We start from the raw sequence: 23,591 nt of genomic DNA on the forward strand, positions 1-23,591 counted from the left end.
ACGGGCTCTGCGCCCCGTGTGGCCGGGCGCCGCTCTCCGTAGCGTCTTCCACGAGGCGCCGCACAGGGCGGGCCGCACGGAAGGTGATGACGATGTTTCGTTCCGGCGCACGAGGCTCCCACGACCCGGGCCCCGCCCCGGAGGCCCTCCGGCTCGTCAAGGTGACCCGGACGTACGGCTCGGCGGACAACGCCGTGACCGCCCTGGACGGTGTGACGCTGAGCCTGCGGCGCGGCACCTTCACCGCGGTGATGGGACCCTCCGGTTCGGGCAAGTCCACGCTGCTGCAGTGCGCGGCGGGCCTGGACCGGCCGGACAGCGGCATCGTCTGCGTGGACGGCACGGAGCTGACCGGGAGCGGCGAGGCCGAGCTGACGAGGTTCCGGCGCGGCCGGGTCGGGTTCGTCTTCCAGCAGTACAACCTGCTGGAGACGCTGACCGTCGCGCAGAACACGGTGCTGCCGCTCAAGCTGGCCGGACGCCGCGTCGACCGGAAGCGGGTGCGGGAGGTCCTGGCGTCGGTCGGCCTCGGGGACCGGCTCGGTCACCGTCCCGGCAGGCTCTCCGGCGGTCAGCGGCAGCGGGTGGCGATCGCCCGGGCCCTCGTCACCGAACCGCGGGTGATCTTCGCGGACGAGCCGACGGGCGCGCTGGACACCCGCAGCGCCCGGCAGGTGCTGCTGCTCCTCCAGGAGGCGGTGCGGGTGCACGGGCGGACCGTGGTCATGGTGACGCACGACCCGGTCGCCGCCTCGTACGCCGACTCGGTGGTGTTCCTCGCCGACGGCCGGCCGGCGGGCCGGATGGACGCCCCGACCCCGGACGCGGTCGCGGAGCGCCTGGCGCACCTGGGCGACGACGTGCCGGCGGGGGTGTGAGCGATGTTCGTACTCGCTCTGCGGTCGATCCGGCGGCGTCCCGGACGCTTCCTCGCGACGCTGCTGTCCGCCTTCCTGGGGGCGGCGGTCATCATGACGTTCAACTCGATGCACGACACGGCCGGGCAGGACGGCGTCGACCCGGTCAGCTCTCAGACCCTGGGCACGGCGGCGGGGGTCGTCGGCGGGTACGGCACCCTGCTGGTGTTCTTCGCGGTGGCCTCGACGCTGACGGTCAACGTGCGTCAGCGCACCGCCGAGCTGGAGCTGCTGCGCTGCTCGGGGGCGACCCCGGCGCAGCTCAAGCGGATGGTCGTGGGTGAGGCGGTGGCCGTGGCGCTGGTGGGCGCCGCGCTGGCGATCGGCCCGGCGATGCTCGGCGGACGGGCTCTGCTGGACGTGTTCCAGGACAGCGGCCAGGTGGCCCGGTCCGTGGACTACTCCTTCGGTCCCGTCGCGCTGCTGAGCGGCGTGGACATCACCCTGCTGGCGTCCGCGGGCGCCGCGTTCCTCGCGGTGCGGCGGCTGAGGCGGGGCGGCCGGGAGCGGGCCGGGGCGAAGCGGTTCCTGGCCTGCGCGGCGCTGGTCACCGGCGCTCTGGGGGCCTGCTCGACCTTCTTCTTCTCCGCGACGGACGAGGCGCTGATGGCGGCGCCGGCCTACGGGGCGATCCTGCTGTCGGCCGGTTTCGCGCTGCTGTCGCCGCGTCTGCTGAAGGGCCTTCTCGACCGGCTGCCGCTGAGCGGTGCGAGCGGGTGGCTGGCCGTGCGGAACCTGCGGGAGCGGGCGGTCCATCTGGCCGGGGTCCTGGTCTCGTTGATCATGTTCACCGCCGTGTCGACGGCGACGGTCACGATGCAGGCGGTGGAGAGCGACGCGGTGAAGGCCTCGGGTCTGGTCAAGTCGGTCGACGCGAAGAACCTGGAGACGCTCAACCTCACGGTGGTCGGCATCATCGCGGTGTTCGTCTGCGTGATGCTGGTGAACTCGCTGTACGCGGCGACGACCTACCGCTCGCGTGAATTCGGTCAACAGCGGCTGGCGGGGGCGACGCCCGGTCAGGTGCTGGGTGTGGTGGCCGTCGAGGGCGTGATCCTCACGGTGACGGGGGCCCTGCTCGGCACGGTGGCCGCGCTGGCCGGTGTGGTGCCGTTCACGGTGGTCCGCACCGACGCGGTGCTGCCGGACCAGTTCCTCGGGGTGTGGCTCACCATGGTGTCGGTGTCGGCCGCGGTGACGCTGGGGACGAGCCTGGGAACGGCCCGGCGGGTGCTGCGGACGCCGGCGGTGCGGGCGGTGGCAGCGGCCGCGTGAGACCCGGGGCAGGCGAGGGGGCGACCGTCGTGGCGGCCGCCCCTTTCCTGCTGCCTCCGGACGTGGCTAGTCGGCCTTGGCGTACTCCTTCGCCATGCTGCCCGCGAAGTCGTACACGACGCACTGTCCGTCCCCCACGACCCAGGCGTCGTGGCCGGGCGAGCAGACGAACACGTCGCCGGGGCCCACCTCGCTCTCCGCGCCGTCGTCCATGCGGATGTGCATGCGTCCCTCGGCCACGTAGCAGTTGTGATGGATCATGCAACTGTCGGTGCCCGCGATCGGCGCCACGGACTCCGACCAGCGCCACCCCGGTTCGAAGGTGGCGACGGCGAAGTCGAGCCCTTCCATGTGCACGGCCTCGATGTGCCCACGGGGGAAATCGCGTCGCTCGTCCGGCTTGTCGAGCGTCTTTGCCTCCAGCATGACGCTCCTCCTTCCCTGGCCCCACCACTCCATCGTCCACCTGTCAACCCGGGGGCGCCATCCGGGGGACGCGCGCCGTCAGCGGGGCGCGCCGCAGAGGTCCGCGAAGCGGGCGGCGTCCACGTTGCCGCCGGAGAGGATCACGCCGACGCGGCGGGGCAGGGCGTCGACGCGGCCGCCGAGGAGGGCGGCGAGCGGGGTGGCGCCGCTGGGTTCGAGGACGGTCTTCAGCCGTTCGAAGGCAAAGCGCATGGCGCTGCGGATCTCGTCGTCGGACACCAGCACGACGCCGTCCAGGAGCCGCCGGTTGAGGGAGAACGTCAGCTCGCCGGGGGTGGGCAGGGCCTGGCCGTCGGCGATGGTGCGCGGGACGGGCACCGTCACGCGCCGGCCCGCGGCCAGGGAGCGCCTGGTGTCGTCACCGGCCTCCGGTTCGACGCCGATCACCCGGGTGCCGGGGTGCAGGCCCTTGACCGCGGTGGCGCTCCCGGCGATCAGTCCGCCGCCGCCGACCGGTGCGACCAATGCGTCCAGCTCGCCCGTCTCCTCGACCAGTTCGAGGGCGGCGGTGCCCTGCCCGGCGATGACGTGCGGGTGTTCGTAGGGCGGGATCAGGGTCAGGCCCCGCTCGGCGGCCAGCGCCTCGGCGATGGCCACGCGGTCGCCGGTGTAGCGGTCGTAGGTGACGATCTCGGCGCCGTAACCGGCGGTGGCGTCCCGTTTGGAGGGCGGCGCGTCCTCGGGCATGACGATCACGGCGGTGGTGCCCAGTTCGCGGGCGGCCAGGGCGACCGCCTGGGCGTGGTTGCCCGAGGAGTAGGCGGCGACGCCCCGGGCCAGCTGCTCCGGCCAGAGGCGGGAGACGGCGTTGTAGGCGCCGCGGAACTTGAAGGCGCCGACCCGCTGGAGGTTCTCGCACTTGAGGAAGACCTCGGCGCCGACGAGGGCGTCCAGGGTGCGCGAGCGCAGCACGGGCGTGCGGTGCGCGACGCCCTCGATGCGGGCGGCGGCGGAGCGGACGTCGTCGAGGGTGACCGGCGGGGTGGTGGTCGTCACGGGTGTCCTCAGGGGGTGTCGGCGGCCGGGCCGGTGACGGCGCGGGCCTGGGAGAGGTAGTGGTAGGCGGAGGCGCGGGAGATGCCGAGCCGGGCGGCGACGTGCTCGACCGAGCGGCGTACGGCGAACACGCCGCGCGCGTCGAGGTCGCGGAACAGTTCGAGGCGCCGGTCCCGGTCCAGCGCGGCCCAGCTCGTGTCCCGGCGCAGCGGGTGGTCGTCGACGATGGCGTCGACCACGGCGTCGATGTCGTCGCCGAAGGTGGTCGCCGGTACGTCGGCGGGGGTGCGCGCGGTGCCGGCGAGTGCGCCGAGGAGGGCGTGGGCCCGGTCGACGGCGGTGACGTCCAGGTTGACGCACAGGGCGCCGAACACGGAGCCCGTGGAGTCGCGCAGCACCATGGTGGAGGACTTGAGCAGCGTGCCGTCGGCCGTTCGCGTGACGTAGTTCAGCTCGTCGCGGGCCTCGTCGCCGCGGGCGAGCACGCGCAGGCCGATCTCGCTCATCGCCCCGCCCGCCGTCCGCCCGGTCACCGATCCCGCGACGGCGACGACGGAGTGCTCGGGGTGGCGGTAGTCGTGCAGCACCGCCTCGCAGACCGGTCCGAAGGTCGCGGCGATCCCCTCGACGACGGGGCGCAGCGCGTCGAGGACGGCGTCGCGCTCGGCGTCCTGTGCGGCTTCGGTCATGCGGCCCTCCTGGCTCCGTCTCCTCGCGGAGACTGCTCTTGCGGACTCCGCACTCAGACTACACGTCCAGTCACTGGACGAACAGTCCAGCCCTTCCCTTCCCGCCCGGCCGGCGTCACCCGTCGGCCGGACACCGCGGGAGCCCGCGGTCCGGCAGGGGTATGTGTCCCGCTGCCCGCAAGGCCGACGCGGCCGGCGACCGACCGGACCGGTCCGGCACTCCCCCTGCCCGAGCCACTCGTACGGAGGTCGCCCTTCATGCCCGAGGACGCCAGGTCCCCCAGGAAGCCGCGCGGCAACCGCGCCGCGCTCACGCACAAGCTCGGGTACGCGCTGCGCCACCCCGAGCGCGTCGCCCCCTACCTCCGCCGGGCAGGCCGGGACGCGTGGCTGCGCGCCAGGCACCCCGACCACGTCGGCTACTACCGCGCGGTGATGTCCTCCGACGCCCGGCGCAGCCCCGAGGCCGCGGTCGGGAGCCGTACCCACGACCGCTGGCTGGCGCTCGGGGCGATGCAGTTCGACTATCTGATGGAGCACGGGCTGCGCCCCGGGCACCGCATGCTCGACATCGGCTGCGGCAACCTGCGCGCCGGCTGGCGGTTCATCGACCACCTCGACACCGGCCACTATTACGGCGTCGACATCTCGCCGGACATCCTGATCGCCGCCACGGAGACGCTGACCGAGCGCGGACTGCAGGCCAAGCTGCCCCACCTGACGCTCACCGCGGACCTCCGGCTGGACTTCCTGCCGGAGAACCACTTCGACGTCGTCCACGCGCACAGCGTCTTCTCGCACTCGCCGCCGCGCGTGATCGACGAGTGTCTCGCACACGTCGGCCGCGTCCTGACCGACACCGGGTTCTTCGACTTCACCTTCGACCGGACCGAGGACACCGAGCACCAGGTGCTGCGCGAGGACTTCTACTACCGCACGGACACCCTGCTCACCCTGGCCGCCCGGCACAGACTGCACGCCCGGTTCATGGAGGACTGGGAGAAGCGGCCGCACGGCCAGTCCAAGATCCGCGTGAGCCGCTCGCCGCTGCCGTCGTAGACCGCGGATCCGACGCGACCGCCGCCGGCCGAGGCGGGCGCCGGCCTCCTACGGGCGCGGGTGGACGCGCCGCCAGGCGGGCCGGGCGTCCGCACCCCTGCGGCCGGCCGCGGCGGCACAGCGGGGGCAGACCCGGCGCACGGCGTCGGCGGCGCCGCCGGACTCGGGCAGCACGTCGGTCCAGGCGACGGCGGCGAACCGGGAGAGCCGCGAGCGGTGCAGGGACAGACCGCACACGGTCTCGTTCCTGCCCTGCTCCCATGCGTGCACCTCACCGGCCGGCAGCCAGCGGCCGTCGTCCTCGTCCCACCAGCGGCCGGAGGCCGCCACGTCGTAGCGCCGTGTCCTGGCCATCGGCCGGCCCTCCGCCTTCCTCTCCCGTACGCCCACGCCTCGCGGCTTCCGGGTGCCCCGAGGCCGCCGCGCCCACACGCGCGTACCTCCTCCTGTGTGATCACTCCGCAAGCCCTGCCCGTTTGGGGCGTTTTGTCTGCTTAGCATGCGGGGTCCGCGCATCGCGGGGCCGGCGCCGGCGAGCGACGGGGCCCCGGCACGGACTGCCACGCCCCGTACGAGAGGACAGCAGATGGCGACCACGGGCCGTCCCGGCGCACTGGCCGAGCACGCCTTCTCCCCGCACGACGCCGTGATGGGCGCCGCCGTCCGGCACCTCGGCCGTCGGCGCTTCCTCACCGTGACCGCGGCCGCCGCCGCGCTCGCCTTCTCCACCAACCTGCCCGCCCGCGGCGCGGTCGCCGCCCCCGAGCGCAGGGCCCGGATCGACAAGGACCCCTTCACCCTCGGTGTCGCCTCCGGCGATCCGCTGCCGGACTCGGTGCTGCTGTGGACCAGGCTGGCGCCCGAGCCGTTCCTCGAGGACGGCGGGATGGGCACGGAGCGGGTGACGGTCGAGTGGGAGGTGGCCCTCGACGAGTACTTCGCGGGTGTCCTCTTCCGCGGCACCGCCGACGCCCACGCCGAGTACAACCACAGCGTCCACGTCGACGTGAAGGGCCTGACGCCCGGGACGGTGTACTACTACCGGTTCCGCGCCGGTGTCTGGCTCAGCCCCGCGGGCCGCACCCGCACGGCGCCCGCGGCGGGCAGCGCCACCTCGTCGCTCAAGCTCGCGGCGGTCGCCTGCCAGGCCTACATGGACGGCTACTACACCGTGCTCCGCCACGTCGCCCAGGACGACGTGGACGTGGTGTTCCACCTCGGCGACTACCTGTACGAGTACGCGGTCAACCCCGAGGGCGGGGAACGGCACTACACCGACGTCACGCTGCCCGACGTGTTCAACCGGGAGACGATGACCCTCGCGGACTACCGGCTGCGCTACTCCCTCTACAAGAACGACGAGGACCTGCGTGCCGCGCACGCCGCCCACCCCTTCGTCGTCACCTGGGACGACCACGAGACCGAGAACAACTACGCAGGCAGCATCCCGGAGAACGACATCCCGCCGGAGGAGTTCCTGCTGCGCCGGGCCGCCGCCTACCGCGCGTTCTGGGAGAACCAGCCGCTGCGCGCCGCCCAGTTGCCGCAGGGCCCGGACGCCCAGCTGTACCGCCGGCTGCACTGGGGCACGCTCGCCCAGTTCGACCTCCTCGACACCCGCCAGTACCGCTCGGACCAGGCCTACGACGACCGGCCGCACGCCCCCGGGGCCGAGTCGGACGACCCGGCGCGCACCATCACCGGCGCCGCGCAGGAGCAGTGGCTGCTGGACGGCTGGAAGGGCTCGACGGCGCTGTGGAACGTGATGCCCCAGCAGGTGTGCTTCTCCCAGCGCAAGTTCGACGTGACCGCCGACGCCGCGCTCTCCATGGACGCCTGGGACGGCTACCGCGCCTCGCGGGGCCGGGTGATCGCCGGGGCGAAGGCCGCCGGGGTCGACAACTGGCTGATCCTCACCGGTGACGTGCACGTGGGCTACGCCCTCGACGTCAAGGAGAACTTCGACGACCCGGACTCCGCCACCGTCGGCACCGAGGTCACCTGCACCTCGGTGGCCAGCGGCCGGGACGGTGTGGAGAAGCCCGCCAACTGGGACCTGTACATGCAGGCCAACCCGCACATGAAGTTCTACAACGGCAAGCGCGGTTACGTCCGGGCCGAACTCGGCCGGCAGGCCACCCACCTCGACTTCCGGACGGTCTCCGCCATCAGCACCCCCGGCGCCCCGGTCACCACGGTCGCGTCCTTCGTCACCGAGGCCGGCGAGCCGGGACTGAAACCCGCCTGACCCCGCCCGCCCGCACGACGGCGTCCGCGTACTGCACATGGCACCCACGGCGTCCCCCATCGCGCGAAACAGGCCTGCGCCGGGCATCGCCGCGGATCTTTGCGGCAAGGCCTGTGACTTCGCCGCAGGCGCACCGTCATCCACGGTCGCCCACCGCACACCGCTGTCTCGCACAGCACTCGAAGGAGGCACATCGCATGGTCGGCAGACATGCCGCGCGCAGCCGCCGCGCAGCCCTCACCGCGCTCGGCGCCCTGGTCCTGACCGCACTCCCCTCGGCCGCGTCGGCCGCGCCGCCGCCCGTCCCGGGACCGCGGCCCGCCGCGGCCCGCACGCCCGACGCCGCCGTTGCCCCGGCGCGCCTGCTCAGCGCCATGGAGCGCGACCTGAAGCTGGCGCCCGGCCAGGCGGCGGCCCGGCTGGTCAACGAGGCAGAGGCGGGCACCCGTGCGGGCATGCTGCGCAACACGCTGGGCGACCGCTTCGCCGGTGCCTGGGTGAGCGGTGCGACCTCCGCCGAGCTGACCGTCGCCACCACCGACGCCGCGGACACCGCGGCCATCGAGGCACAGGGCGCCGAGGCGGCCGTCGTCGACCGGAACCTGGCGGAGCTGCGCGCGGTCAAGGAGAAGCTGGACGCCGCCGCCGTGCGGATGGGCACCCGGCAGACACCGGTCTGGTCCGTCGACGTGAAGGCCAACCGGGTCGCCGTCCAGGCCACCGGCAAGGCGCTCGCGAAGGCCTTCCTCGCCGTCGCCGGGGTGTCGGACAAGGACGTCGACGTCCAGGTCTCGGCCGACCAGCCGCGGGTGCTGGAGGACCTCGTCGGCGGCGACGCCTACTACATCGACGACCGGGCCCGCTGCTCCATCGGGTTCTCCGTCACCAAGGACGAGCAGCAGGGCTTCGCCACGGCCGGGCACTGCGGCGACCCCGGCGCCACCACCACCGGGTTCAACGAGGCCGCCCAGGGCACCTTCCAGGCCTCGACCTTCCCCGGCAAGGACATGGCCTGGGTGGCGGTCAACTCCGGCTGGACCGCCACACCGGACGTGAAGGCGCAGGACGGTGAGAAGATCCAGCTCGCCGGGTCGGTGGAGGCACTGGTGGGGGCGTCGGTGTGCCGTTCCGGTTCGACCACGGGCTGGCACTGCGGGACCGTGCAGCGGCACGACACGAGCGTCACCTACCCGGAGGGCACCGTCGCCGGGCTGACGCAGACGACGGTGTGCGCCGAACCCGGTGACTCCGGCGGCCCCTACGTGTCGGGCACTCAGGCGCAGGGCACCACCTCCGGCGGCTCGGGCGACTGCACGAACGGCGGGACGACCTTCTACCAGCCGATCAACCCGACGCTCAGCGACTTCGGCCTCACCCTGAAGACCACCTCCGCGGCGTCCCAGACGCCCGCGCCGCAGGACAACGCGGCGGCGGACGCGTGGGCCGCGGGCCGGGTCTACGAGGTCGGCACCACCGTGTCCTTCGACGGTGTGCGCTACCGGTGCCTGCAGAGCCACCAGGCGCAGGGCGCGGGATCACCGGCGAGCACGCCGGCCCTGTGGCAGCGGGTCTGACCGGCGTCGTACCCCGGCCTCCGGCGCGGGACCGCTCGACGCGGTCCCGCGCCGGACGCGTCTGCCTACCCCTCCGCGAGGAGCGCGTAGGCGGTGGCGATGAACGGGTCCCGGGCGCGGAACCGCCGGGTGCACACCGCCGCCAGGGCGGTGTCCGTGTCCGGCCGGAAGCCCAGGAACGCCTGCTGGCCCAGGGTGGCGCCGCTGTGGAAGTACATCGGTCCGCCGTCCGTGGGATGCCGGAACCAGCCCACCGTGTGCACGTGCCGGTGCCCCCAGCCCCGCCTGAGCACCGGCACCCGCACCGCCCGCAGCGCGCCGGCGGCCGGTGAACGGGCCGGGTCCAGGTGCGCCTCCAGGAAGGTGAGCAGGTCGAAAGGGGTGGACCGGACGGCCCCCGCGGCCAGGAAACCGCCCGCGTCGAAGGCGGGGACGGGGGTGCGGCCGTCCTTGCGGTGGCCGACGGCGTCGGTCTCGGGGCCGTGGGCCCGCAGGGCCGTGCCGCTGAGCCCGAGCGCACGCAGCACCTGCCCGGCGATCAGATCCTCCCAGGGGGTGCCGGTGGTCGCGGCGATCGCGTGACCGAGCACGGAGACGCCGTAGTTGGAGTAGTGCCAGCGGGTTCCCGGCCGGTGCCTCGGCGAGTGGCGCAGGAAGGTGTCGGTCAGCCGCTCGGCCGGGTAGCGGGCGTAGGGGTTGGTGCGCCAGGCGGGCAGGCCCCGGCGCACGAAGTCGGCCGGCAGGGCGGGCAGTCCCGAGGTGTGGGTGATCAGGTGGGCGAGCGTCACGGGATGCGGGCCGGCCGGCCTGCCGGGATCCAGGCAGTCGGCGGCCGCCTCGCCGCCGGTGAGCACGCCGCGCCGGATCAGACGGGTGAGCAGCAGCGCGGTGAACGTCTTGGACGCCGAGCCGATCTCGTAGCGCAGGGCCTCGCGGGGGACGGCGGGCGGCGGCGCGGTGCCGCCGCTGAGCAGGGTGCGCCGGCCCCGCCGGGAGACGGCGAAGACGACGTCGGGCGCGTCGGAGGCGTCCACGGCCTCGGCCAGCCGCCCGCGCAGCGCCGCGTCGTCGGCCGGCGCGGGCTCGGACACGGCGTGCTCGTCGGAGTCGGGGGCGCCCGGCCAGGGCGTACGACGGCCCGTCACGACGCGGAGTGCGCCAGCTCGGTGAGGGCGCGTGAGGTGGCCAGCAGGGACGCGAAGGCGGCGACCAGGGTGGGGTGGTAGACCACGTCGAACACCGTGTCGGCGTCTCCCTCGGGCATGGTGCGTACGGCGGGCATGGCCCCGTCGGGCTGCTGCGCGGCGGCGAAGCCCCGCCAGGCGGCCTCGTCGAGGGTGGGCCGGGGCAGGCAGGCGTCCACGACGAGGAGTTCGCCGAGCAGGTCCCAGCGTTCGAGGTCCAGCCAGTCGTCGATCCAGACCGGGAGCCAGGCGGCCAGGTAGTCGGCGACGTCGGGCGGCAGCCCGCCGGGGTTCTCGCCCCAGTCGGTGAGGTGGAAGACGGTGTGCGTGATGTCGTACGCGGTGTGGCCCTCGACCGTCCACGGTTCGGGGGTGCCCGCCAGCCAGGTGGTGGCGGCGAGGTCGGCCTCCGGCGGCCGCGCGCTCAGGCCGAAGCGGCGCTGGAAGGCGGACAGGCCGAGGCGCCGGGTGGGGGTCACCGGGAAGCGTGTCCAGCTGTCCAGCCGGTGGTTGAGGAGCGTGGCGGCCTCGATCTCGGGCTGGCTGTGGCCCAGCTCCTTGAACGGCAGGTAGACCTCGAAGGGGACGGGCGAGAAGGGTTCGATGCGCTGGGCGCGCACCAGCATGCGGCCGCCGTCCAGGGTCTCGCGCCAGGTGTGGTCGAGCAGTTGGCGCGCGAGCTGGGCCTGCCGGGACCCGGCGACGCCCTCGCGGAAGAGCACCGTGCAGATGAGGGCGAGTTCGCCGATCGGCTTGAAGCGTTCCAGGAAGCCGATCTCGGGGTCCACGTCCGGTTCCAGGCGGAATCCGTCCCGGTGGGCCCACAGCCACTCCAGGGCACCGGCTCCGACGCGGTGGATCAGGCGGGTGTCCGTCATCCCGGCGCTCCTTGTCCGGCGTGCCGTCCCGGGCGGGGTGCGGTGCGCCGCACGTCCGGCGGGCGGGTGGTGGCCGCCGTGGTGAGGGCCGCCGCGAACACCGCCATCAGGGTGGAGTGGTAGCAGTCGGCGAAGTCGTAGGGGTCCGGTGCCGGGTCGGGCCCGGCGGCGTCCTGGGCGGCGCCTTCCTCGGGGATCGCGCCGGAGCGGTCCTGGGCGGCCGCGACGCGCTGCCAGGCGTCCTCCAGGACGGCCGGCTCCGGCGGGCGCGGCAGGCTCGCCGCGACCGCGAGCAGCTCGCAGCTCAGGTCCCACATCCGGGCGTCGAGGCAGGTGTCGAGCCAGGGCGGCAGCCAGTGCAGCAGGTAGTCCGCGAGGCCGGCCGGCACGCCCCGGGCGGCGCGTCCCCAGTCGGTCAGGTGGAAGACGACGTGGGTGAGGGCGTATCCGGCCGCGCGCTCGAAGGTCCACGGCTCGGGCAGGCCGCCCAGCCAGGTGCGCTCCAGCGCCCGGGTGGCGTCCCCGTGCGGCGGGATGCCGCTGTGCCGCTCGGCCTCGAGCACGCCCAGGCGGCGGGTGGGGTACTGCTCGGTCAGCCGCCAGCCCCGGGTGCGGGCCACCACGGCGGCGGACGCCTCGTAGCCGGGGTGGCGCAGTCCGGCCGAGGCGAAGGCGGCGTACACCTCCAGCGGATAGGTGGCGAACGGCTCCAGCGACTGCATGAGCGGGAAGAGTTCGCCCCGGTGCGTCTGCTGCCAGGCGAAGTCGAGGAGTTCGGACACGCGGGTGTGCAGCGGGTCCTGGGGCGGGGTGCACAGGGACACCGAGGCGCAGACCCGGGTCAGCTCGCCCAGGGGCTTCCACGTCCGGTTGACCTGCCCGTCGGCCGCCAGCGCGTCGTCACCGAGCGCGAAGCGGTCGCGGTGGGCCCAGACCCAGTCCAGTGCGGCTTCCTCGACGTCCCGGACGCTCCCGCCCCGGACGCTCACAGCAGGACCCCGGCCGGCATCAGCCGCGCCGCCTCCAGTTGCAGGGCCACCCGCGGGTCGGAGCCGCCCATGAGGCATACGAAGTCCAGGCCGGCCTCCAGGCCGAGGGTGTCCGGCACCCCGTCCAGGAGCGTGAGCCAGCGTCCGGCTCCGGCCGCCTGCTGCCAGTCGCGGCGGCGTACCGCCCGGACGAAGCCGCGGGCGACGTCCACGGGCCGTCGGCGTGCCGCCCGGGTGACCGCGCACTCCTCGCCGGGCAGCGCGAGCGGGGCCAGGACGGCGAGCTGGTGGGTGAGGAACTGCCAGCCGGCGTCCTCCAGCCAGCGGGCGTCCGGTTCGGCGCCGGGCTCGTCGGCGAGGGGGCCGTTCAGGGGTGGTTCGATCCGGCGCAGGGCACGGGTCATGGCCCAGTGGCTCCACGCGACGGTGGGTGCCGCGTCGTCGCGCGGCGGGTGGGCCGCCACGGCGTCCTTGAACACGGCGAGTTGCCCGGGGTCGGGCGGGACGCGCAACAGGACGCTGGGCAGCAGGGTGTCCGCACCCAGGACGCGTACCGCCGCACGTGCGACGCCGTCGCCGGCGCCGTCCCGGGTCAGGGTGCCGCCCGCTCGCACGTGGTCTCCGCTCCGAAGAGCGGAGACCACGTCTGAAGCGAGGTCCAGCACCGTTCCCTGCAGGAGGGCCGATGTGCTCGACTGCTCCATCTCATTCTCCCGTCGGTCCGTCAGCCCTTCTTCGGGCGCGGGGTCGGCGGCGAGAGCAGGAGGCTGGTGCCTCCGGACTGCAGGGCGAGCGCTGCGCACTCGCGGCTGTCGCGGAAGACTCCGTCGGGCTCGGCGGGGTCGAGTACCGCGTCGATGTCGATGTTCTCGGTGCGGGTGACTTCCTTGAGCACCTTGTCCTTGGAAGGCATTTCACCATCTCCCTCTGGTAGCCAAATGGCCTTCACATCCAAGGGTGTCCGGTAAGTCCCAGAACATGCCTTTCATCACAAAATTCTCTTAGGTCACTCATTCAACAACCGTGCGGCGCAGGCGCCACACGTGGTCGTCGCGGAAACCCTCGCCGCCCTCGGGGGACATGCTGGGCCGTCGGGCGGTCCTGCGGGTCACCACGGTCCACCCGTCCCGCGGCAGGGCGAGTTCGGCCAGGACGCCGTCCAGGGTGGGGAAGACGGCGTCGAAGGGCGGTTCGGTCTGCCAGGAGGGCCAGCCGGCGTGCATGACGACCAGCAGGGTGCCGCCGGGCGCCACGGCCCGGGCCGCCGCGTGCAGCACGGACCGCTGGTCGAGGGCGACCGGGGACTGCAGGTAGTGGGCGCTCACCAGGTCGAAGGAGCCGCCGGGGAACGAAGGGCCCAGCTCGTGGCGTTCCCAGGCGACGCGGTCGCCGACCCCGGCGTCCGCGGCGTGCCCGGCCGCACGCGCGAGGGCGGTGGCGGAGATGTCCACGCCGGTGACCCGCCAGCCGCGCGAGGCCAGCCACACGGCGTCCGCCCCTTCGCCGCAGCCGAGGTCCAGCGCGGTTCCGGGAGCGAGGGCGCCCGCCTCCTGGACGAGCAGCTCGTTGGGGCGCCCGCTCCAGACGCGGCCGGTGTCGCGGTAGCGGGCCTCCCAGAACTCCTCGGCGGCAGCCGGAGCGGGGGTGTCGGTCATGGTGGGTTCCTCCTGGTGCGGGTCGGTCGCCTGCTCGGGCGGGCGCGCGACGGGCGCGCGTTCCGTGTGCAGGCTGCCCCGGTGCACCGGGAGGCGCCAAAGATGTTTGCCGATCCGGCAAGTCCGGCGCCGGCGGCCGGCACGTCAGCCCGTCAGCGCCTCCGACCGGCCCTCGGGGCCGTCCCCGCGCAGCCACCCCGTCCGCCGCGGGAAGGGGTCCTCGACGCCGGCCTCGTCCAGCGCCTCCTTGACCCGGCGGCGCAGCTCGCGCGTGACGCCCCACTGCTGCAGCGGCACCGTCTTGACGGCGAGGCGCACCAGCACCCCGTCGGCGTCCACGGACTGCACGCCCCACACCGCCGGTTCCTCCAGCAGGACGTCGGCGAAGTCGCGCTCCTCGCGCAGGGCGCGGCCGGTGTCCTCGAGGACGCGGTAGACGGTGTCCAGGTCCGCGTCGTGGGCCACGGCGACCCGAACATGACGACCGGCGCGCGTCGGGACGGCCGCCACATCTCGCCCGAGTTGTCCTTTGTGTCGGACGGTCGCGTCATCTTCACCCCCGCCGGGCCCATCGTCCGGGCCCTTCGGGGCACCCGCGGGGAGTCGTCCACAGCGGAGGGGGCCTGCGGCGTGGTTGTCGTTGCCGTCCTGCTACTGCCCGGACTGGGGCTGTTGCTGTTCACCATGACGTACCTGGAGGACCGGCTGCTGCGTGATCCGGGCCCGCCCCGGCACGCACGGCGGGGACATCTGCGTCTGCTCCCGGGCGGGCGGGGCCATCACTCCCGCCCGCGGCCGGAGCCGGCCGGGGCCCACGCGTCCGAACGGGACGCCGCCTGACCCGCCCCGGCCGCCGCCCGGAACCCCTGTCCCCACCCCGCCGAGCGGACGTCCGCCCCGCCGGGCGATGCTGTTCCGGAAGGGACACACGCGGCGCGGGTGAGGAGAGCGGATGGACGCCGGGGAACAGCACGACGCGGAGGACGAGTTCGTCCGGTTCTGGCAGGAGCGCCGGGTGTGCTTCCTGTCGACGCCGCGGGCCGACGGGACCCCGCACCTGGTCCCGGTCGGGGTGACGTACGACCACGCGACCCGCACGGCGCGGGTCATCACGGGCCGGGGCACCACGAAGGCGCGCAACGTGCGGCGGGCCGCCGGGGCGGTCGTCGCCGTGGGCCAGGTGGACGGCAGGCGCTGGTCCACCCTGGAGGGCGTCGCGTCCGTGCGGGAGGACGCCGGGTCCGTCCGCGACGCGGAGGCCCGGTACGCCGCCCGCTACCGGCAGCCCCGGGTGAACCCGGAGCGGGTCGTCATCGAGATCGCCGTACGGCGCTTCCTCGGCACGGTGCGGCCGCCGGCGGGGCGGCCGGAGGCGTGAGACCCCCGGCCGGGCGGGTCACTCCCGCCCGGCGCCGGCCCTGCGCCCCGGCCGCCCGGGCCACCAGGCGGGGGCGCCGATGTCGCGGGCGAGCGCGGGGACCAGCAGCGAGCGCACCACCAGCGTGTCCAGCAGGACGCCGAAGGCCACGATGAAGGCGATCTGGACCAGGAAGGCGAGCGGGATCACCCCGAGCGCGGCGAAGGTGGCGGCGAGGACGACGCCCGCCGAGGTGATCACTCCGCCGGTGGCCGTCAGACCGCGCAGGATGCCCTCGCGCACCCCGTGGTGCAGCGTCTCCTGCCGCACCCGGGACATCAGGAAGATGTTGTAGTCCACGCCGAGGGCGACCAGGAAGACGAACCCGTACAACGGGACGGAGGCGTCCGTGCCGCTGAAGCCGAACACGTGGGTGAAGACCAGCGCCGAGACGCCCAGGGTGGCCAGGAAGTTCAGCGCCACCGTCGCCACCAGCAGCACCGGCATCAGCAGCGAGCGCAGCAGGGCGATCAGGATGACCAGGATGATGGCGAGGACCACGGGCACGATGAGCGTGCGGTCGTGCTCGGCGGTGCGCTGGGTGTCGTACTGCTGGGCGGTGTAGCCGCCGACCAGGGCGTCCGCGTCGGGCACCTCGTGGACGGCCGACCTGAGACGGGCCACCGCGTCCTTGGCCGCGTCGCTGTCGGCAGGCGCCTGGAGCGTCGCGTCGATCCGCACCCGCCCGTCGACCACCTTGGGCTCGCCGCCGCCGGGGCGGCCGGACGCGGTCACCGGGGCGGCCGAGGCGACGCCGCGGGTGTCGCGGGCGGCCGCGAGGACGGGGTCGAGGCGGTCGGCGTCGGCGATGATCACGGCCGGGTTGCCGGAGCCGCCCGGGAAGTGCCGGGCCAGGGTCTGCTGCGCGGCCACCGAAGGGGTGTCGTTCACGAAGATCTCGTCCAGGGGCACGCCCTTGGAGGTGAGGGTCGGCGCGAAGGCGGCGCAGGCGACCAGCGCGGCCAGGCAGATCGCCCAGATGCGGCGCGGGGCCCGGTCCACCAGCGCGGCGACGCGGTGCCACAGCGGGTGTCCGCCGGCCGCATCCGGGTCACCGGCCGGTGCGGGCTTCGCGGGCCAGTACGCGGCCCGGCCGAGCAGCACCAGGACGGCGGGCAGGAAGGTGAGCGTGCTCAGTACGGCACAGACGATGCCGATGGCGCCGACGGGTCCGAGCGCGCGGTTGTTGGTCAGGTCGCTCAGCAGCAGCGCCAGCAGGGCGAGGGCGACGGTCGCCGCGCTGGCCACGACGGCGCTCCAGGAGGCCCGCAGGGCGGCGCGCACGGCGGTGAAGCGGTCGGGGTGCCGGGCCAGTTCCTCGCGGAAGCGGGCGGTGAGCAGCAGGGCGTAGTCGGTGGCGGCGCCGATGACGAGGATGGAGAGGATGCCCTGGACCTGTCCGTCGACGCGTACGACGTCGCGCTCGGCCAGCGCGTAGACGATCGCGCAGGCGAGGCCGAGGGCGAAGACGGCGCCCAGGATGATGACCAGGGGCAGCAGGACGCTGCGGTAGACGAGCAGCAGGATCACCAGCACGGTGATCAGTGCGACGCCCAGCAGCAGCCCGTCGATGCCGGAGAAGGCGTCGGAGAGGTCCGCCTGGGAGGCCGCGGGGCCGGCCAGTTGCGCCCGCGTGCCGGGCACCTGTCCGGCGGCGTCCTCGACCCGTGCCAGGACGTCGGGCAGCGCGTCACCGAGGTCGGGTTCGACCTGCACGACGGCCTGGAGCGCCTCGCCGTCCTCGGAGGGCAGCGCGGGCGACGCCTGCCCGACGACGCCCGGCTCGCCCCGCAGGGCGGCGAGGGAACGGGTGGCCTCGGCCCGGTGAGCGGTGACGGAGCCGCCGCCGTCGGCGGTCCACACGACGATCACCGGGAGCGTCTCGTCCTGCTGGAACGCCTTCTGGGCGTCGACGACCCGGGTGGACTCGGCGCTGCGCGGCAGGAAGGCGGCCCGGTCGTTGGTGGCGACCTCGCCGAGCTTGCCGGCATAGGGCCCGAGGGCCCCGCCGATGCCGAGCCAGACCAGGAGCAGGAGGGCCGGGACGAGCCAGCGGGCCCTTCGGGAGGGGGTGGACATCGGTGTGGGGTCTCCAGGTCTCCAGCGGCGCGGAAAGTAGCTCGGTCATAAGCAATCTCAATGATAAACAATCTCAATGATCGAGTTACCTGAGATCGTCGTGACACACCGACGTGTTCCCCGGGAGCCGCCCCGGACGCGGTACGGGCGGCGGATTCAGCCCTCGTCCGTGCGCACCAGGCGCAGTTCCTCGTTCATCGCCGTCAGGAAGCGGATGACGACGGCCATTTCGTCGTCGTCGAAGCGGGAGCGGGTCGCGGCGGCGGCCTCGGCCAGCGGCAGGAAGTACCTGCGGGCCGTCTCCCGGGCCTCGGGCACGTAGTGCAGGTGCACGACGCGGCGGTCCGCGTTCTCCCGCACCCGCCGCACGTGCCCCGCGCGCTCCAGCCGGTCCACGCAGGCCGTCACCGCGCCCGAGGTCAGACCCAGGTGCTCACGCAGCCGCCCCGGCGTCATGGGCTCGCGCGCGTCCAGGATGGCGGCCAGCGCCTGGACGTCGGTGGCGTGCAGTCCGTGGCTGCCGGCGAACGCGTGCACGAGACGGTTGATCTCGCCGTTCATCCGCCTCAGCCGGGCGGCCAGGACGTGCAGGTCGCTCGCCTCGGTGCCGGGTCCGGCTCCGGGCCCCCGCTCGTGCGCGTGCTGTCCGCGCTGGTTCGCTGTCGCCACGCGATCAGCGTATAGAAGGGTCGACCTGGGCCGGGACGCGTCCGCCGCGGGCCGTCGGGGGGAAGGGTGCATGTGACCGACTGTCCCGCGAGCGACGGAGCGCCATGAGCCAGGCAGACGAAGGACCCGACCGGACGGGCGACGAGGGCGGCGGAGCGGGCCTGCGCTGTCTGGTCACCGGCGCCACGGGATACATCGGGGGCCGCCTCGTGCCCGAGCTGCTCGACGCCGGGTACCGGGTGCGGTGCCTGGCGCGCTCCCCGGACAAGCTGCGCGACCATCCGTGGGCGGGGAAGGCGGAGGTGGTGCGCGGGGACGTCACCGACGCGGACTCGGTGGCGGGGGCGATGGAGGGCATCGACGTCGCCTACTACCTGGTGCACGCGCTCGGCAGCGGCGACGACTTCGAGGCGACCGACCGGCGGGCGGCGCGCGTCTTCGCCCGGCGGGCCGAGGCGGCGGGCGTGCGGCGCATCGTCTACCTGGGCGGCCTGACGCCGCCCGGCGTGCCGGAAGGGGAACTCTCCCCGCACCTGCGCTCCCGCGCCGAGGTGGGCCGCATCCTGCTGGCCTCCCGGGTGCCCACGACCGTGCTGCGCGCGGCGATCGTCATCGGTTCCGGTTCGGCCTCCTTCGAGATGCTGCGCTACCTCACCGAGCGGCTGCCGGTGATGGTCACGCCCAGCTGGGTCCACACCCGCATCCAGCCGGTCGCCGTCCGGGACGTGCTGCGTGCCCTCGTCGGCAGCGCGACCATGCCGGCCGAGGTGTCCCGGACCTTCGACGTCGGCGGTCCCGACGTCCTGACCTACCGGGACATGATGTTCCGTTACGCCGAGGTCGCCGGGCTGCGCCGGCGCCTGATCCTGCCGGTGCCGATGCTGTCCCCGGGTCTGTCCAGCCACTGGGTCGGCCTGGTCACGCCGGTGCCCGCGGGCATCGCGCGGCCGCTCACCGAGTCGCTGCGGCACGAGGTGGTGTGCCGCGAGAACGACATCGTCCGGTACGTGCCGCCCCCGCCGGGGTATCCGCTGGGCTTCGACGACGCGCTGCGGCTGGCCCTGCAACGGGTGCGGGACGCCCGGGTGACCACCCGCTGGTCGTCCGCGTCCGTGCCGGGGGCGCCCAGCGACCCCCTGCCCACCGACCCGGACTGGGCCGGCGGCAGCCTCTACACCGACCACCGCACGCTGACGGTCGACGCGTCGCCCGACGCGCTGTGGCGGGTCGTCGAGGGCATCGGCGGCGACAACGGCTGGTACTCCTTCCCGCTGGCCTGGGCGGTACGGGGCCGGCTCGACCGGCTGGTCGGCGGGGTCGGCCTGCGCCGGGGGCGCCGGGACGCCGCGCGGCTGCGGGTCGGCGACTCGCTCGACTTCTGGCGGGTGGAGGAGATCGTCCCCGGCCGGCTGCTGCGCCTGCGTGCCGAGATGCGGCTGCCGGGCCTGGCCTGGCTGGAGATGTACGCGGAGACCGACGACGCCGGACGGACGCGGTACCGCCAGCGGGCGCTGTTCCATCCCCACGGGCTGGCGGGCCACGCGTACTGGTGGAGCGTGTGGCCCTTCCACTCCGTGGTCTTCGGCGGCATGGCCCGCAACATCGCCCGCGCCGCCGCCCGCGCATCCCACCCGTCGCACCCGGCGCACGGCAACCCCGGCGCCTGAGGGCGGGTGCGCCGGGCCACCCGGGCCCGCGGGGTGACGGCTCCGTCCGGCGCGCTCGCCGTCCACCGGGGCACGGGGCGTGGCATCGGCCGCCGGGGACAGCCGCCACACGGGGTGACGACAACGGCCGGAGACCCCGTACGCCCGTCGGGGCCGGTGATCACGGCCTTGTACGGTCCTCCGGCCCGCTCTGGCCCGGCCGGCCCGGCCGGCGTGAAGGGCGTGGACGGCGTGGACGGCCTCCTCCGGTCGTCCGCGTCGTTCCTGGCGCCGGGGGCGCCGGCTCCCGCGCGTCCCCGGCCGAGGTATCCCCTGGTCCGGTACCGTCGCCCGCCCGACACCCCGTGCGAGGAGCGCCATGACCACGTCGGTCGTCCTGTTCACCCGCGATCTGCGGCTGCACGACCATCCGCCGCTGCGGGCGGCCCTGGACCGCTCCGCAGCCGTGGTGCCGCTGTTCGTCCGTGACCGGGCCGTGGACGCCGCCGGTTTCGCCGCGCCCAACCGGCTCGCCCTCCTCGCCGACTGCCTGCGGGACCTGGACGCGGGCCTGCGCGACCGGGGCGGGCGGCTGGTCGTGCGTTCCGGGGACCTGGTCGCGCAGGTGTGCGCGGTGGCCGGGGAGGCGGAGGCAGACGAGGTGCACATGGCGGCCGACGTCAGCGCGCACGCGCACCGGCGTGAGGAACTCCTGCGGTCCGCGCTCGAAGCGCGGGGCTGCCGGCTGCACGTGCACGACGCCGTGACGACCGTGCTGGCGCCGGGGTCCGTCACCCCGGCGTCCTCCGATCACTTCGCGGTCTTCACGCCGTACTTCCGGCGTTGGTGCGACCACCGGGTCCGCGAACCGCTGGCCGCCCCGCGCGGGGTCCGCGTCCCGGACGGGGTCGGTTCGGAACCGCTGCCCGGCCGCGGGGCGCCGGCGGAGCTGTCGCCCGGGCTGGCGCCCGGCGGGGAGCGGGAGGCCAGGAAACGGATGACGGCCTGGCTGCGCGACGGGGTCTCCGGCTACGCGGACCACCACGACGACCTGGCGGGCGACGCGACCTCCCGGCTCTCCCCCGACCTGCACTTCGGGGCGCTCTCCCCCGTCGAGCTGGTGCACCGGGCGCGCGGCGTGGAAGGCCCCGGCCCCGAGGCCTTCGTACGACAGCTTGCCTGGCGCGACTTCCACCATCAGGTGCTGGCCGCCCGCCCGCGGTCCTCGACCGCCGACTACCGCACCCGGCACGACCGCTGGCGCACCGGTGCCGCCGCCGAGGCGGACGCCGCCGCGTGGCGGGAGGGGCGCACGGGCTATCCGATCGTGGACGCCGCGATGCGCCAGCTGCGGCACGAGGGCTGGATGCACAACCGGGGCCGCCTGCTCGTCGCGAGCTTCCTCACCAAGACGCTGTACGTGGACTGGCGGGTCGGCGCACGGCACTTCCTGCACCTGCTGGCCGACGGCGACGTGGCCAACAACCAGCTCAACTGGCAGTGGGCCGCGGGCACCGGCACCGACACCCGGCCGCACCGTGTCCTCAACCCCACCACCCAGGCACGGCGGTTCGACCCCGACGGGGCCTACGTCCGGCGCTGGGTGCCCGAGCTGGCGGGACTGGAGGGCCGCTCCGTGCACGAGCCGTGGCGGCTGCCGGCCGAGGAGCGGTCCGCGTACGACGCCTACCCGGACCCGATCGTCGACCTCGCCGACGGCCTGGACCGCTTCCGTCGGGCCCGGGGACGCGACTGATCCCCGGGCCCGACGGGAGCGGTGCAGCGCCGGACCTGTCGGGCCCGGCGGGGAGGGTGGTCAGTCGGGCCTGCCGGGGCGGGACGTGTGGTCCGGGTGGTTCCGCGTACGGCGGGCCTCCTTCAGCTCCGCCTCGAACAGGTGGTCGCGTCCCTGGGCGAGACGCGCCACCGCCTCCCGCTCCAGGTCCCGGAACGCCTGGTAGTACGTCCGGTCGTACGCCTCGACGATCTGGAACGTCCAGTGGCCCGGGATGACGTTGCGGCCGACGATCTCCGTGCGGACGCGCTCCGCCCAGTCCTCGTGACCGGCGGCGCGCAGCAGTTCGACGGCGCGGTCGAGTTCGAAGTCCGCCGAGCCGGTGAGCTGGTGGAAGGCGAACAGGTGACCGCGGGCGCACTCGGTCGTCTCCAGCGCCTTGGACAGCGCCCCGAGGGCTTCGACCGTCGCGTCGCTGACCCCTTCGGGGCGCCGGTGCGAGTCGTCAGCCATGGTTCGCCAAGGGGTCGTGGCCCCAGTTCATGAGCGAGTACCGCCACCGGGTGTCCTCGACGTCGCCCGACGGGCGCTGGGCCAGGTGCCGACGCACGTAGCCGACGACCTTGCGCATGTGCTCGTAGTCGTCGTCGGACAGGTCGCCCTTCTTCTTCCGCTGGATCTCGACGATCCTGCGGCCGGACGCGTGCCCGACGGACTCGCCCCCGTCCTTGTGGTGCCCGGCGTCCCGCGACTCGTCACTGTCGAGCCACTTCTCCAGCTCCGCCGGTGTCATGTTCACCAGTTCCCGGAAGGCTTCCCGGGTCTCGTCCCGCTCGTCGCCGTCCACGGCCCCTCACTTCTTCTTCTTGAGCGCCGACGGCTTGTGCACCGCCGACCTGCCCGACTTGTCACTGCGCACCTCGTACTGCGGGTCGTCCGAGGAGGCGTCCACGGTGCGGCCGGACGCCTCGGTGCGCTCGGTGATCTTCTTCTCCACCTCGCCCTCGGTGCGCGAGCCGTGACTGCTCCAGGTGACCTTGTCGCCCTTCTTCAGGTGCTCGCCGTCGTCGCGGTTCTTCGCCATCGTGGTGCTCCCTCGCCTGCGCGCCCCCTCGGCTTCCTGGACACCCTGGGTTCCCAGCCGGGGGTCTCCCACTCGGGCGGGGCCGGATTCGCCGCCGAACTATCCTGGTCGCGGCCCCGGCGCCACCCGTTCGGCCCGCACCCGCACCCTCCACGCCGCCGTCGTTCCAGGAGCAGCCCGTTGAACACCAGCACAGCGACCCCGGACAGCTACTACGAGCGGATCGACGAGCACCGTTACAAGCCCACCGCGCACGCGGGCGGCGCGTGGAGCCCGGACGAGCAGCACTTCAGTCCGCTCGGGGGTCTGATCGTCCACGCCGTGGACCGCCATCTCGCGGGCCGGGCCGGTGCGGACATGTCACTGAGCCGGATCAGCTTCGACATCCTGGGCCGCCCGGCGCTGGACGAGTGCGAGATACGGGTGGAGACCGTCCGGCCGGGACGCACCATCGAACTGGTCGAGGCGACGGTGCTGATCGCGGACCGGTCGGTGGCGCGGGCCAGGGCATGGCTGCTGGCGGACGGGGACACGAGCACCGTCGCGGGCGGCGGCGCCGACCGGCTCACCGCTCCGGACACGCTGGCCCCCTGGCCGATGGCGACCGAGTGGCCCGGCGGCTACATCGCCTCCCTGGACGTCCGCCCGCTCTCCCCGCCCCGGCCCGGCCGCACCACCGCCTGGGTCTCCACCGCCCTCGATCTGGTCGCCGGGGAGAGCGCGAGCCCGCTGGCCTCCTACGTCGCGCTGGTCGACACGGCCAACGGCATCGCGGTACGGCAGTCGCCTCGGGAGTGGATGTTCCCCAACGTGGATCTGACCCTGCACCTGCACCGCGCGCCGCGCGGCCGCTGGACCGGTCTGGACACCACCGTCGTCTTCGGGCCCACCGGCCAGGGCGTCACCAGCACCGTGCTGCACGACGTGGACGGCCCCGTGGGCCACGCCCAGCAGATGCTGACCGTCCGTCCGCAGCCGTGAGCGGCCCGCGCCGGCCGACCTGCAGGACCG

The 23,591-nt window shown here is 74.2% G+C and carries 26 protein-coding genes; 10 read left to right on the top strand and 16 right to left on the bottom strand.

From position 1 onward, the window contains the following. The first annotated feature begins 92 nt into the window (after window positions 1-92). Window positions 93-878 (top strand): ABC transporter ATP-binding protein, encoded by a 786-nt coding sequence (locus tag EV562_RS02570; RefSeq protein ID WP_208298271.1) that lies wholly within the window; start codon window positions 93-95, stop codon window positions 876-878. A gap of 3 nt (window positions 879-881) precedes the next feature. Continuing rightward, window positions 882-2,192: an ABC transporter permease gene (locus EV562_RS02575; RefSeq protein ID WP_133884979.1), complete on the top strand. Its 1,311-nt coding sequence runs from the start codon at window positions 882-884 to the stop codon at window positions 2,190-2,192. Window positions 2,193-2,258: 66 nt separating this feature from the next. On the opposite strand, the gene EV562_RS02580 is transcribed toward EV562_RS02575, so the two are convergent. The 3 genes from EV562_RS02580 to EV562_RS02590 all read right to left on the bottom strand — a co-directional run bounded on the left by EV562_RS02580 (window position 2,259) and on the right by EV562_RS02590 (window position 4,363). Next, window positions 2,259-2,618 (bottom strand): cupin domain-containing protein, encoded by a 360-nt coding sequence (locus tag EV562_RS02580; protein ID WP_133884980.1) that lies wholly within the window; start codon window positions 2,616-2,618, stop codon window positions 2,259-2,261. Window positions 2,619-2,696: 78 nt separating this feature from the next. Continuing rightward, window positions 2,697-3,674, bottom strand: coding sequence for a threo-3-hydroxy-L-aspartate ammonia-lyase (locus EV562_RS02585; RefSeq protein ID WP_133884981.1), 978 nt, complete (start codon window positions 3,672-3,674; stop codon window positions 2,697-2,699). Window positions 3,675-3,682: 8 nt separating this feature from the next. Continuing rightward, window positions 3,683-4,363, bottom strand: coding sequence for a PAS domain-containing protein (locus tag EV562_RS02590; protein WP_133884982.1), 681 nt, complete (start codon window positions 4,361-4,363; stop codon window positions 3,683-3,685). Window positions 4,364-4,621: 258 nt separating this feature from the next. On the opposite strand from EV562_RS02590, the gene EV562_RS02595 reads away from it, so the two are divergent. Then, the gene (locus EV562_RS02595; protein WP_133884983.1) at window positions 4,622-5,422 is read left to right on the top strand and encodes a class I SAM-dependent methyltransferase; all 801 of its coding nucleotides are present in this window, start codon (window positions 4,622-4,624) and stop codon (window positions 5,420-5,422) included. Between the two features lie 48 nt (window positions 5,423-5,470). On the opposite strand, the gene EV562_RS02600 is transcribed toward EV562_RS02595, so the two are convergent. Beyond that, the gene (locus EV562_RS02600) at window positions 5,471-5,776 is read right to left on the bottom strand and encodes a hypothetical protein (RefSeq protein WP_133884984.1); all 306 of its coding nucleotides are present in this window, start codon (window positions 5,774-5,776) and stop codon (window positions 5,471-5,473) included. Between the two features lie 232 nt (window positions 5,777-6,008). Here EV562_RS02600 and EV562_RS02605 point away from each other — a divergent pair, with 232 nt between their 5' ends. Both EV562_RS02605 and EV562_RS02610 read left to right on the top strand, forming a co-directional pair. Further along, window positions 6,009-7,670: an alkaline phosphatase D family protein gene (locus tag EV562_RS02605; RefSeq protein ID WP_133884985.1), complete on the top strand. Its 1,662-nt coding sequence runs from the start codon at window positions 6,009-6,011 to the stop codon at window positions 7,668-7,670. A 197-nt stretch (window positions 7,671-7,867) separates the two neighbouring features. Further along, window positions 7,868-9,244, top strand: coding sequence for a trypsin-like serine protease (locus EV562_RS02610; RefSeq protein WP_133884986.1), 1,377 nt, complete (start codon window positions 7,868-7,870; stop codon window positions 9,242-9,244). A 65-nt stretch (window positions 9,245-9,309) separates the two neighbouring features. Here EV562_RS02610 and EV562_RS02615 read toward each other — a convergent pair whose 3' ends face one another. The 7 genes from EV562_RS02615 to EV562_RS02645 all read right to left on the bottom strand — a co-directional run bounded on the left by EV562_RS02615 (window position 9,310) and on the right by EV562_RS02645 (window position 14,415). After that, window positions 9,310-10,389: a serine hydrolase domain-containing protein gene (locus tag EV562_RS02615; protein ID WP_133884987.1), complete on the bottom strand. Its 1,080-nt coding sequence runs from the start codon at window positions 10,387-10,389 to the stop codon at window positions 9,310-9,312. Continuing rightward, complete coding sequence (locus tag EV562_RS02620; protein WP_133884988.1) at window positions 10,386-11,306, bottom strand: hypothetical protein; 921 nt, start codon at window positions 11,304-11,306, stop codon at window positions 10,386-10,388. The genes EV562_RS02615 and EV562_RS02620 overlap by 4 nt, the downstream gene beginning before the upstream one ends. Beyond that, window positions 11,303-12,295 (bottom strand): hypothetical protein, encoded by a 993-nt coding sequence (locus tag EV562_RS02625; RefSeq protein WP_133884989.1) that lies wholly within the window; start codon window positions 12,293-12,295, stop codon window positions 11,303-11,305. Before EV562_RS02625 ends, EV562_RS02620 begins: the two co-directional genes overlap by 4 nt. Continuing rightward, entirely contained in the window at window positions 12,292-12,999 is a 708-nt protein-coding gene (locus tag EV562_RS02630) for a hypothetical protein (protein WP_133884990.1), read from the bottom strand. The genes EV562_RS02625 and EV562_RS02630 overlap by 4 nt, the downstream gene beginning before the upstream one ends. Window positions 13,000-13,019: 20 nt before the next feature. After that, window positions 13,020-13,208, bottom strand: a complete 189-nt coding sequence (locus tag EV562_RS02635; RefSeq protein ID WP_133884991.1) for a hypothetical protein — start codon at window positions 13,206-13,208, stop codon at window positions 13,020-13,022. A gap of 97 nt (window positions 13,209-13,305) precedes the next feature. Then, window positions 13,306-13,950 carry a class I SAM-dependent methyltransferase gene (locus tag EV562_RS02640; protein ID WP_133884992.1) on the bottom strand — a complete coding sequence of 215 codons (645 nt, stop codon included), beginning with the start codon at window positions 13,948-13,950 and terminating at the stop codon, window positions 13,306-13,308. A 144-nt stretch (window positions 13,951-14,094) separates the two neighbouring features. Continuing rightward, complete coding sequence (locus EV562_RS02645) at window positions 14,095-14,415, bottom strand: mechanosensitive ion channel (RefSeq protein WP_243859948.1); 321 nt, start codon at window positions 14,413-14,415, stop codon at window positions 14,095-14,097. A 165-nt stretch (window positions 14,416-14,580) separates the two neighbouring features. Between EV562_RS02645 and EV562_RS34975 the strand changes: the two genes are divergently transcribed. Together EV562_RS34975 and EV562_RS02650 are read left to right on the top strand one after the other, a co-directional pair. Beyond that, window positions 14,581-14,790, top strand: a complete 210-nt coding sequence (locus EV562_RS34975; RefSeq protein WP_166661499.1) for a hypothetical protein — start codon at window positions 14,581-14,583, stop codon at window positions 14,788-14,790. Between the two features lie 112 nt (window positions 14,791-14,902). Further along, complete coding sequence (locus EV562_RS02650; RefSeq protein ID WP_133884993.1) at window positions 14,903-15,328, top strand: TIGR03618 family F420-dependent PPOX class oxidoreductase; 426 nt, start codon at window positions 14,903-14,905, stop codon at window positions 15,326-15,328. A gap of 18 nt (window positions 15,329-15,346) precedes the next feature. Here EV562_RS02650 and EV562_RS02655 read toward each other — a convergent pair whose 3' ends face one another. Together EV562_RS02655 and EV562_RS02660 are read right to left on the bottom strand one after the other, a co-directional pair. After that, complete coding sequence (locus EV562_RS02655; protein WP_133884994.1) at window positions 15,347-17,446, bottom strand: MMPL family transporter; 2,100 nt, start codon at window positions 17,444-17,446, stop codon at window positions 15,347-15,349. Window positions 17,447-17,602: 156 nt separating this feature from the next. Beyond that, window positions 17,603-18,115, bottom strand: coding sequence for a MarR family transcriptional regulator (locus EV562_RS02660; RefSeq protein ID WP_133884995.1), 513 nt, complete (start codon window positions 18,113-18,115; stop codon window positions 17,603-17,605). A gap of 104 nt (window positions 18,116-18,219) precedes the next feature. Here EV562_RS02660 and EV562_RS02665 point away from each other — a divergent pair, with 104 nt between their 5' ends. Together EV562_RS02665 and EV562_RS02670 are read left to right on the top strand one after the other, a co-directional pair. Then, window positions 18,220-19,782, top strand: a complete 1,563-nt coding sequence (locus tag EV562_RS02665; protein ID WP_133884996.1) for an SDR family oxidoreductase — start codon at window positions 18,220-18,222, stop codon at window positions 19,780-19,782. Window positions 19,783-20,140: 358 nt separating this feature from the next. Continuing rightward, entirely contained in the window at window positions 20,141-21,517 is a 1,377-nt protein-coding gene (locus tag EV562_RS02670; protein ID WP_133884997.1) for a deoxyribodipyrimidine photo-lyase, read from the top strand. Window positions 21,518-21,577: 60 nt separating this feature from the next. Here the strand turns inward: EV562_RS02670 and EV562_RS02675 are convergent, their stop codons facing one another. From EV562_RS02675 to EV562_RS02685, 3 genes are read right to left on the bottom strand one after another with little or no spacing between them, the layout of a single operon-like run. Next, window positions 21,578-22,009: a hypothetical protein gene (locus EV562_RS02675; RefSeq protein WP_133884998.1), complete on the bottom strand. Its 432-nt coding sequence runs from the start codon at window positions 22,007-22,009 to the stop codon at window positions 21,578-21,580. Beyond that, window positions 22,002-22,343, bottom strand: a complete 342-nt coding sequence (locus EV562_RS02680) for a DUF3140 domain-containing protein (protein WP_133884999.1) — start codon at window positions 22,341-22,343, stop codon at window positions 22,002-22,004. The genes EV562_RS02675 and EV562_RS02680 overlap by 8 nt, the downstream gene beginning before the upstream one ends. Window positions 22,344-22,349: 6 nt before the next feature. After that, entirely contained in the window at window positions 22,350-22,580 is a 231-nt protein-coding gene (locus tag EV562_RS02685) for a DUF2945 domain-containing protein (protein WP_133885000.1), read from the bottom strand. 180 nt (window positions 22,581-22,760) lie between these two features. Between EV562_RS02685 and EV562_RS02690 the strand changes: the two genes are divergently transcribed. After that, window positions 22,761-23,561, top strand: coding sequence for a thioesterase family protein (locus EV562_RS02690; RefSeq protein ID WP_133885001.1), 801 nt, complete (start codon window positions 22,761-22,763; stop codon window positions 23,559-23,561). Window positions 23,562-23,591: the final 30 nt, after the last annotated feature.

It is taken from the genome of Streptomyces sp. BK208 (assembly GCF_004364245.1).
GTDB lineage: Bacteria > Actinomycetota > Actinomycetes > Streptomycetales > Streptomycetaceae > Streptomyces.

Bases quoted from the DNA above. Each gene is read 5' to 3' on its own strand.
- EV562_RS02655 (WP_133884994.1), bottom strand. From the start codon at position 17,446: ATGTCCACCCCCTCCCGAAGGGCCCGCTGGCTCGTCCCGGCCCTCCTG.
- EV562_RS02580 (WP_133884980.1), bottom strand. From the start codon at position 2,618: ATGCTGGAGGCAAAGACGCTCGACAAGCCGGACGAGCGACGCGATTTC.
- EV562_RS02670 (WP_133884997.1), top strand. From the start codon at position 20,141: ATGACCACGTCGGTCGTCCTGTTCACCCGCGATCTGCGGCTGCACGAC.
- EV562_RS02575 (WP_133884979.1), top strand. From the start codon at position 882: ATGTTCGTACTCGCTCTGCGGTCGATCCGGCGGCGTCCCGGACGCTTC.
- EV562_RS02620 (WP_133884988.1), bottom strand. From the start codon at position 11,306: ATGACGGACACCCGCCTGATCCACCGCGTCGGAGCCGGTGCCCTGGAG.
- EV562_RS02675 (WP_133884998.1), bottom strand. From the start codon at position 22,009: ATGGCTGACGACTCGCACCGGCGCCCCGAAGGGGTCAGCGACGCGACG.
- EV562_RS02635 (WP_133884991.1), bottom strand. From the start codon at position 13,208: ATGCCTTCCAAGGACAAGGTGCTCAAGGAAGTCACCCGCACCGAGAAC.
- EV562_RS02600 (WP_133884984.1), bottom strand. From the start codon at position 5,776: ATGGCCAGGACACGGCGCTACGACGTGGCGGCCTCCGGCCGCTGGTGG.
- EV562_RS02570 (WP_208298271.1), top strand. From the start codon at position 93: ATGTTTCGTTCCGGCGCACGAGGCTCCCACGACCCGGGCCCCGCCCCG.
- EV562_RS02685 (WP_133885000.1), bottom strand. From the start codon at position 22,580: ATGGCGAAGAACCGCGACGACGGCGAGCACCTGAAGAAGGGCGACAAG.
- EV562_RS02605 (WP_133884985.1), top strand. From the start codon at position 6,009: ATGGCGACCACGGGCCGTCCCGGCGCACTGGCCGAGCACGCCTTCTCC.
- EV562_RS02650 (WP_133884993.1), top strand. From the start codon at position 14,903: ATGGACGCCGGGGAACAGCACGACGCGGAGGACGAGTTCGTCCGGTTC.
- EV562_RS02610 (WP_133884986.1), top strand. From the start codon at position 7,868: ATGGTCGGCAGACATGCCGCGCGCAGCCGCCGCGCAGCCCTCACCGCG.
- EV562_RS02595 (WP_133884983.1), top strand. From the start codon at position 4,622: ATGCCCGAGGACGCCAGGTCCCCCAGGAAGCCGCGCGGCAACCGCGCC.
- EV562_RS02640 (WP_133884992.1), bottom strand. From the start codon at position 13,950: ATGACCGACACCCCCGCTCCGGCTGCCGCCGAGGAGTTCTGGGAGGCC.
- EV562_RS02590 (WP_133884982.1), bottom strand. From the start codon at position 4,363: ATGACCGAAGCCGCACAGGACGCCGAGCGCGACGCCGTCCTCGACGCG.
- EV562_RS02665 (WP_133884996.1), top strand. From the start codon at position 18,220: ATGAGCCAGGCAGACGAAGGACCCGACCGGACGGGCGACGAGGGCGGC.
- EV562_RS02630 (WP_133884990.1), bottom strand. From the start codon at position 12,999: ATGGAGCAGTCGAGCACATCGGCCCTCCTGCAGGGAACGGTGCTGGAC.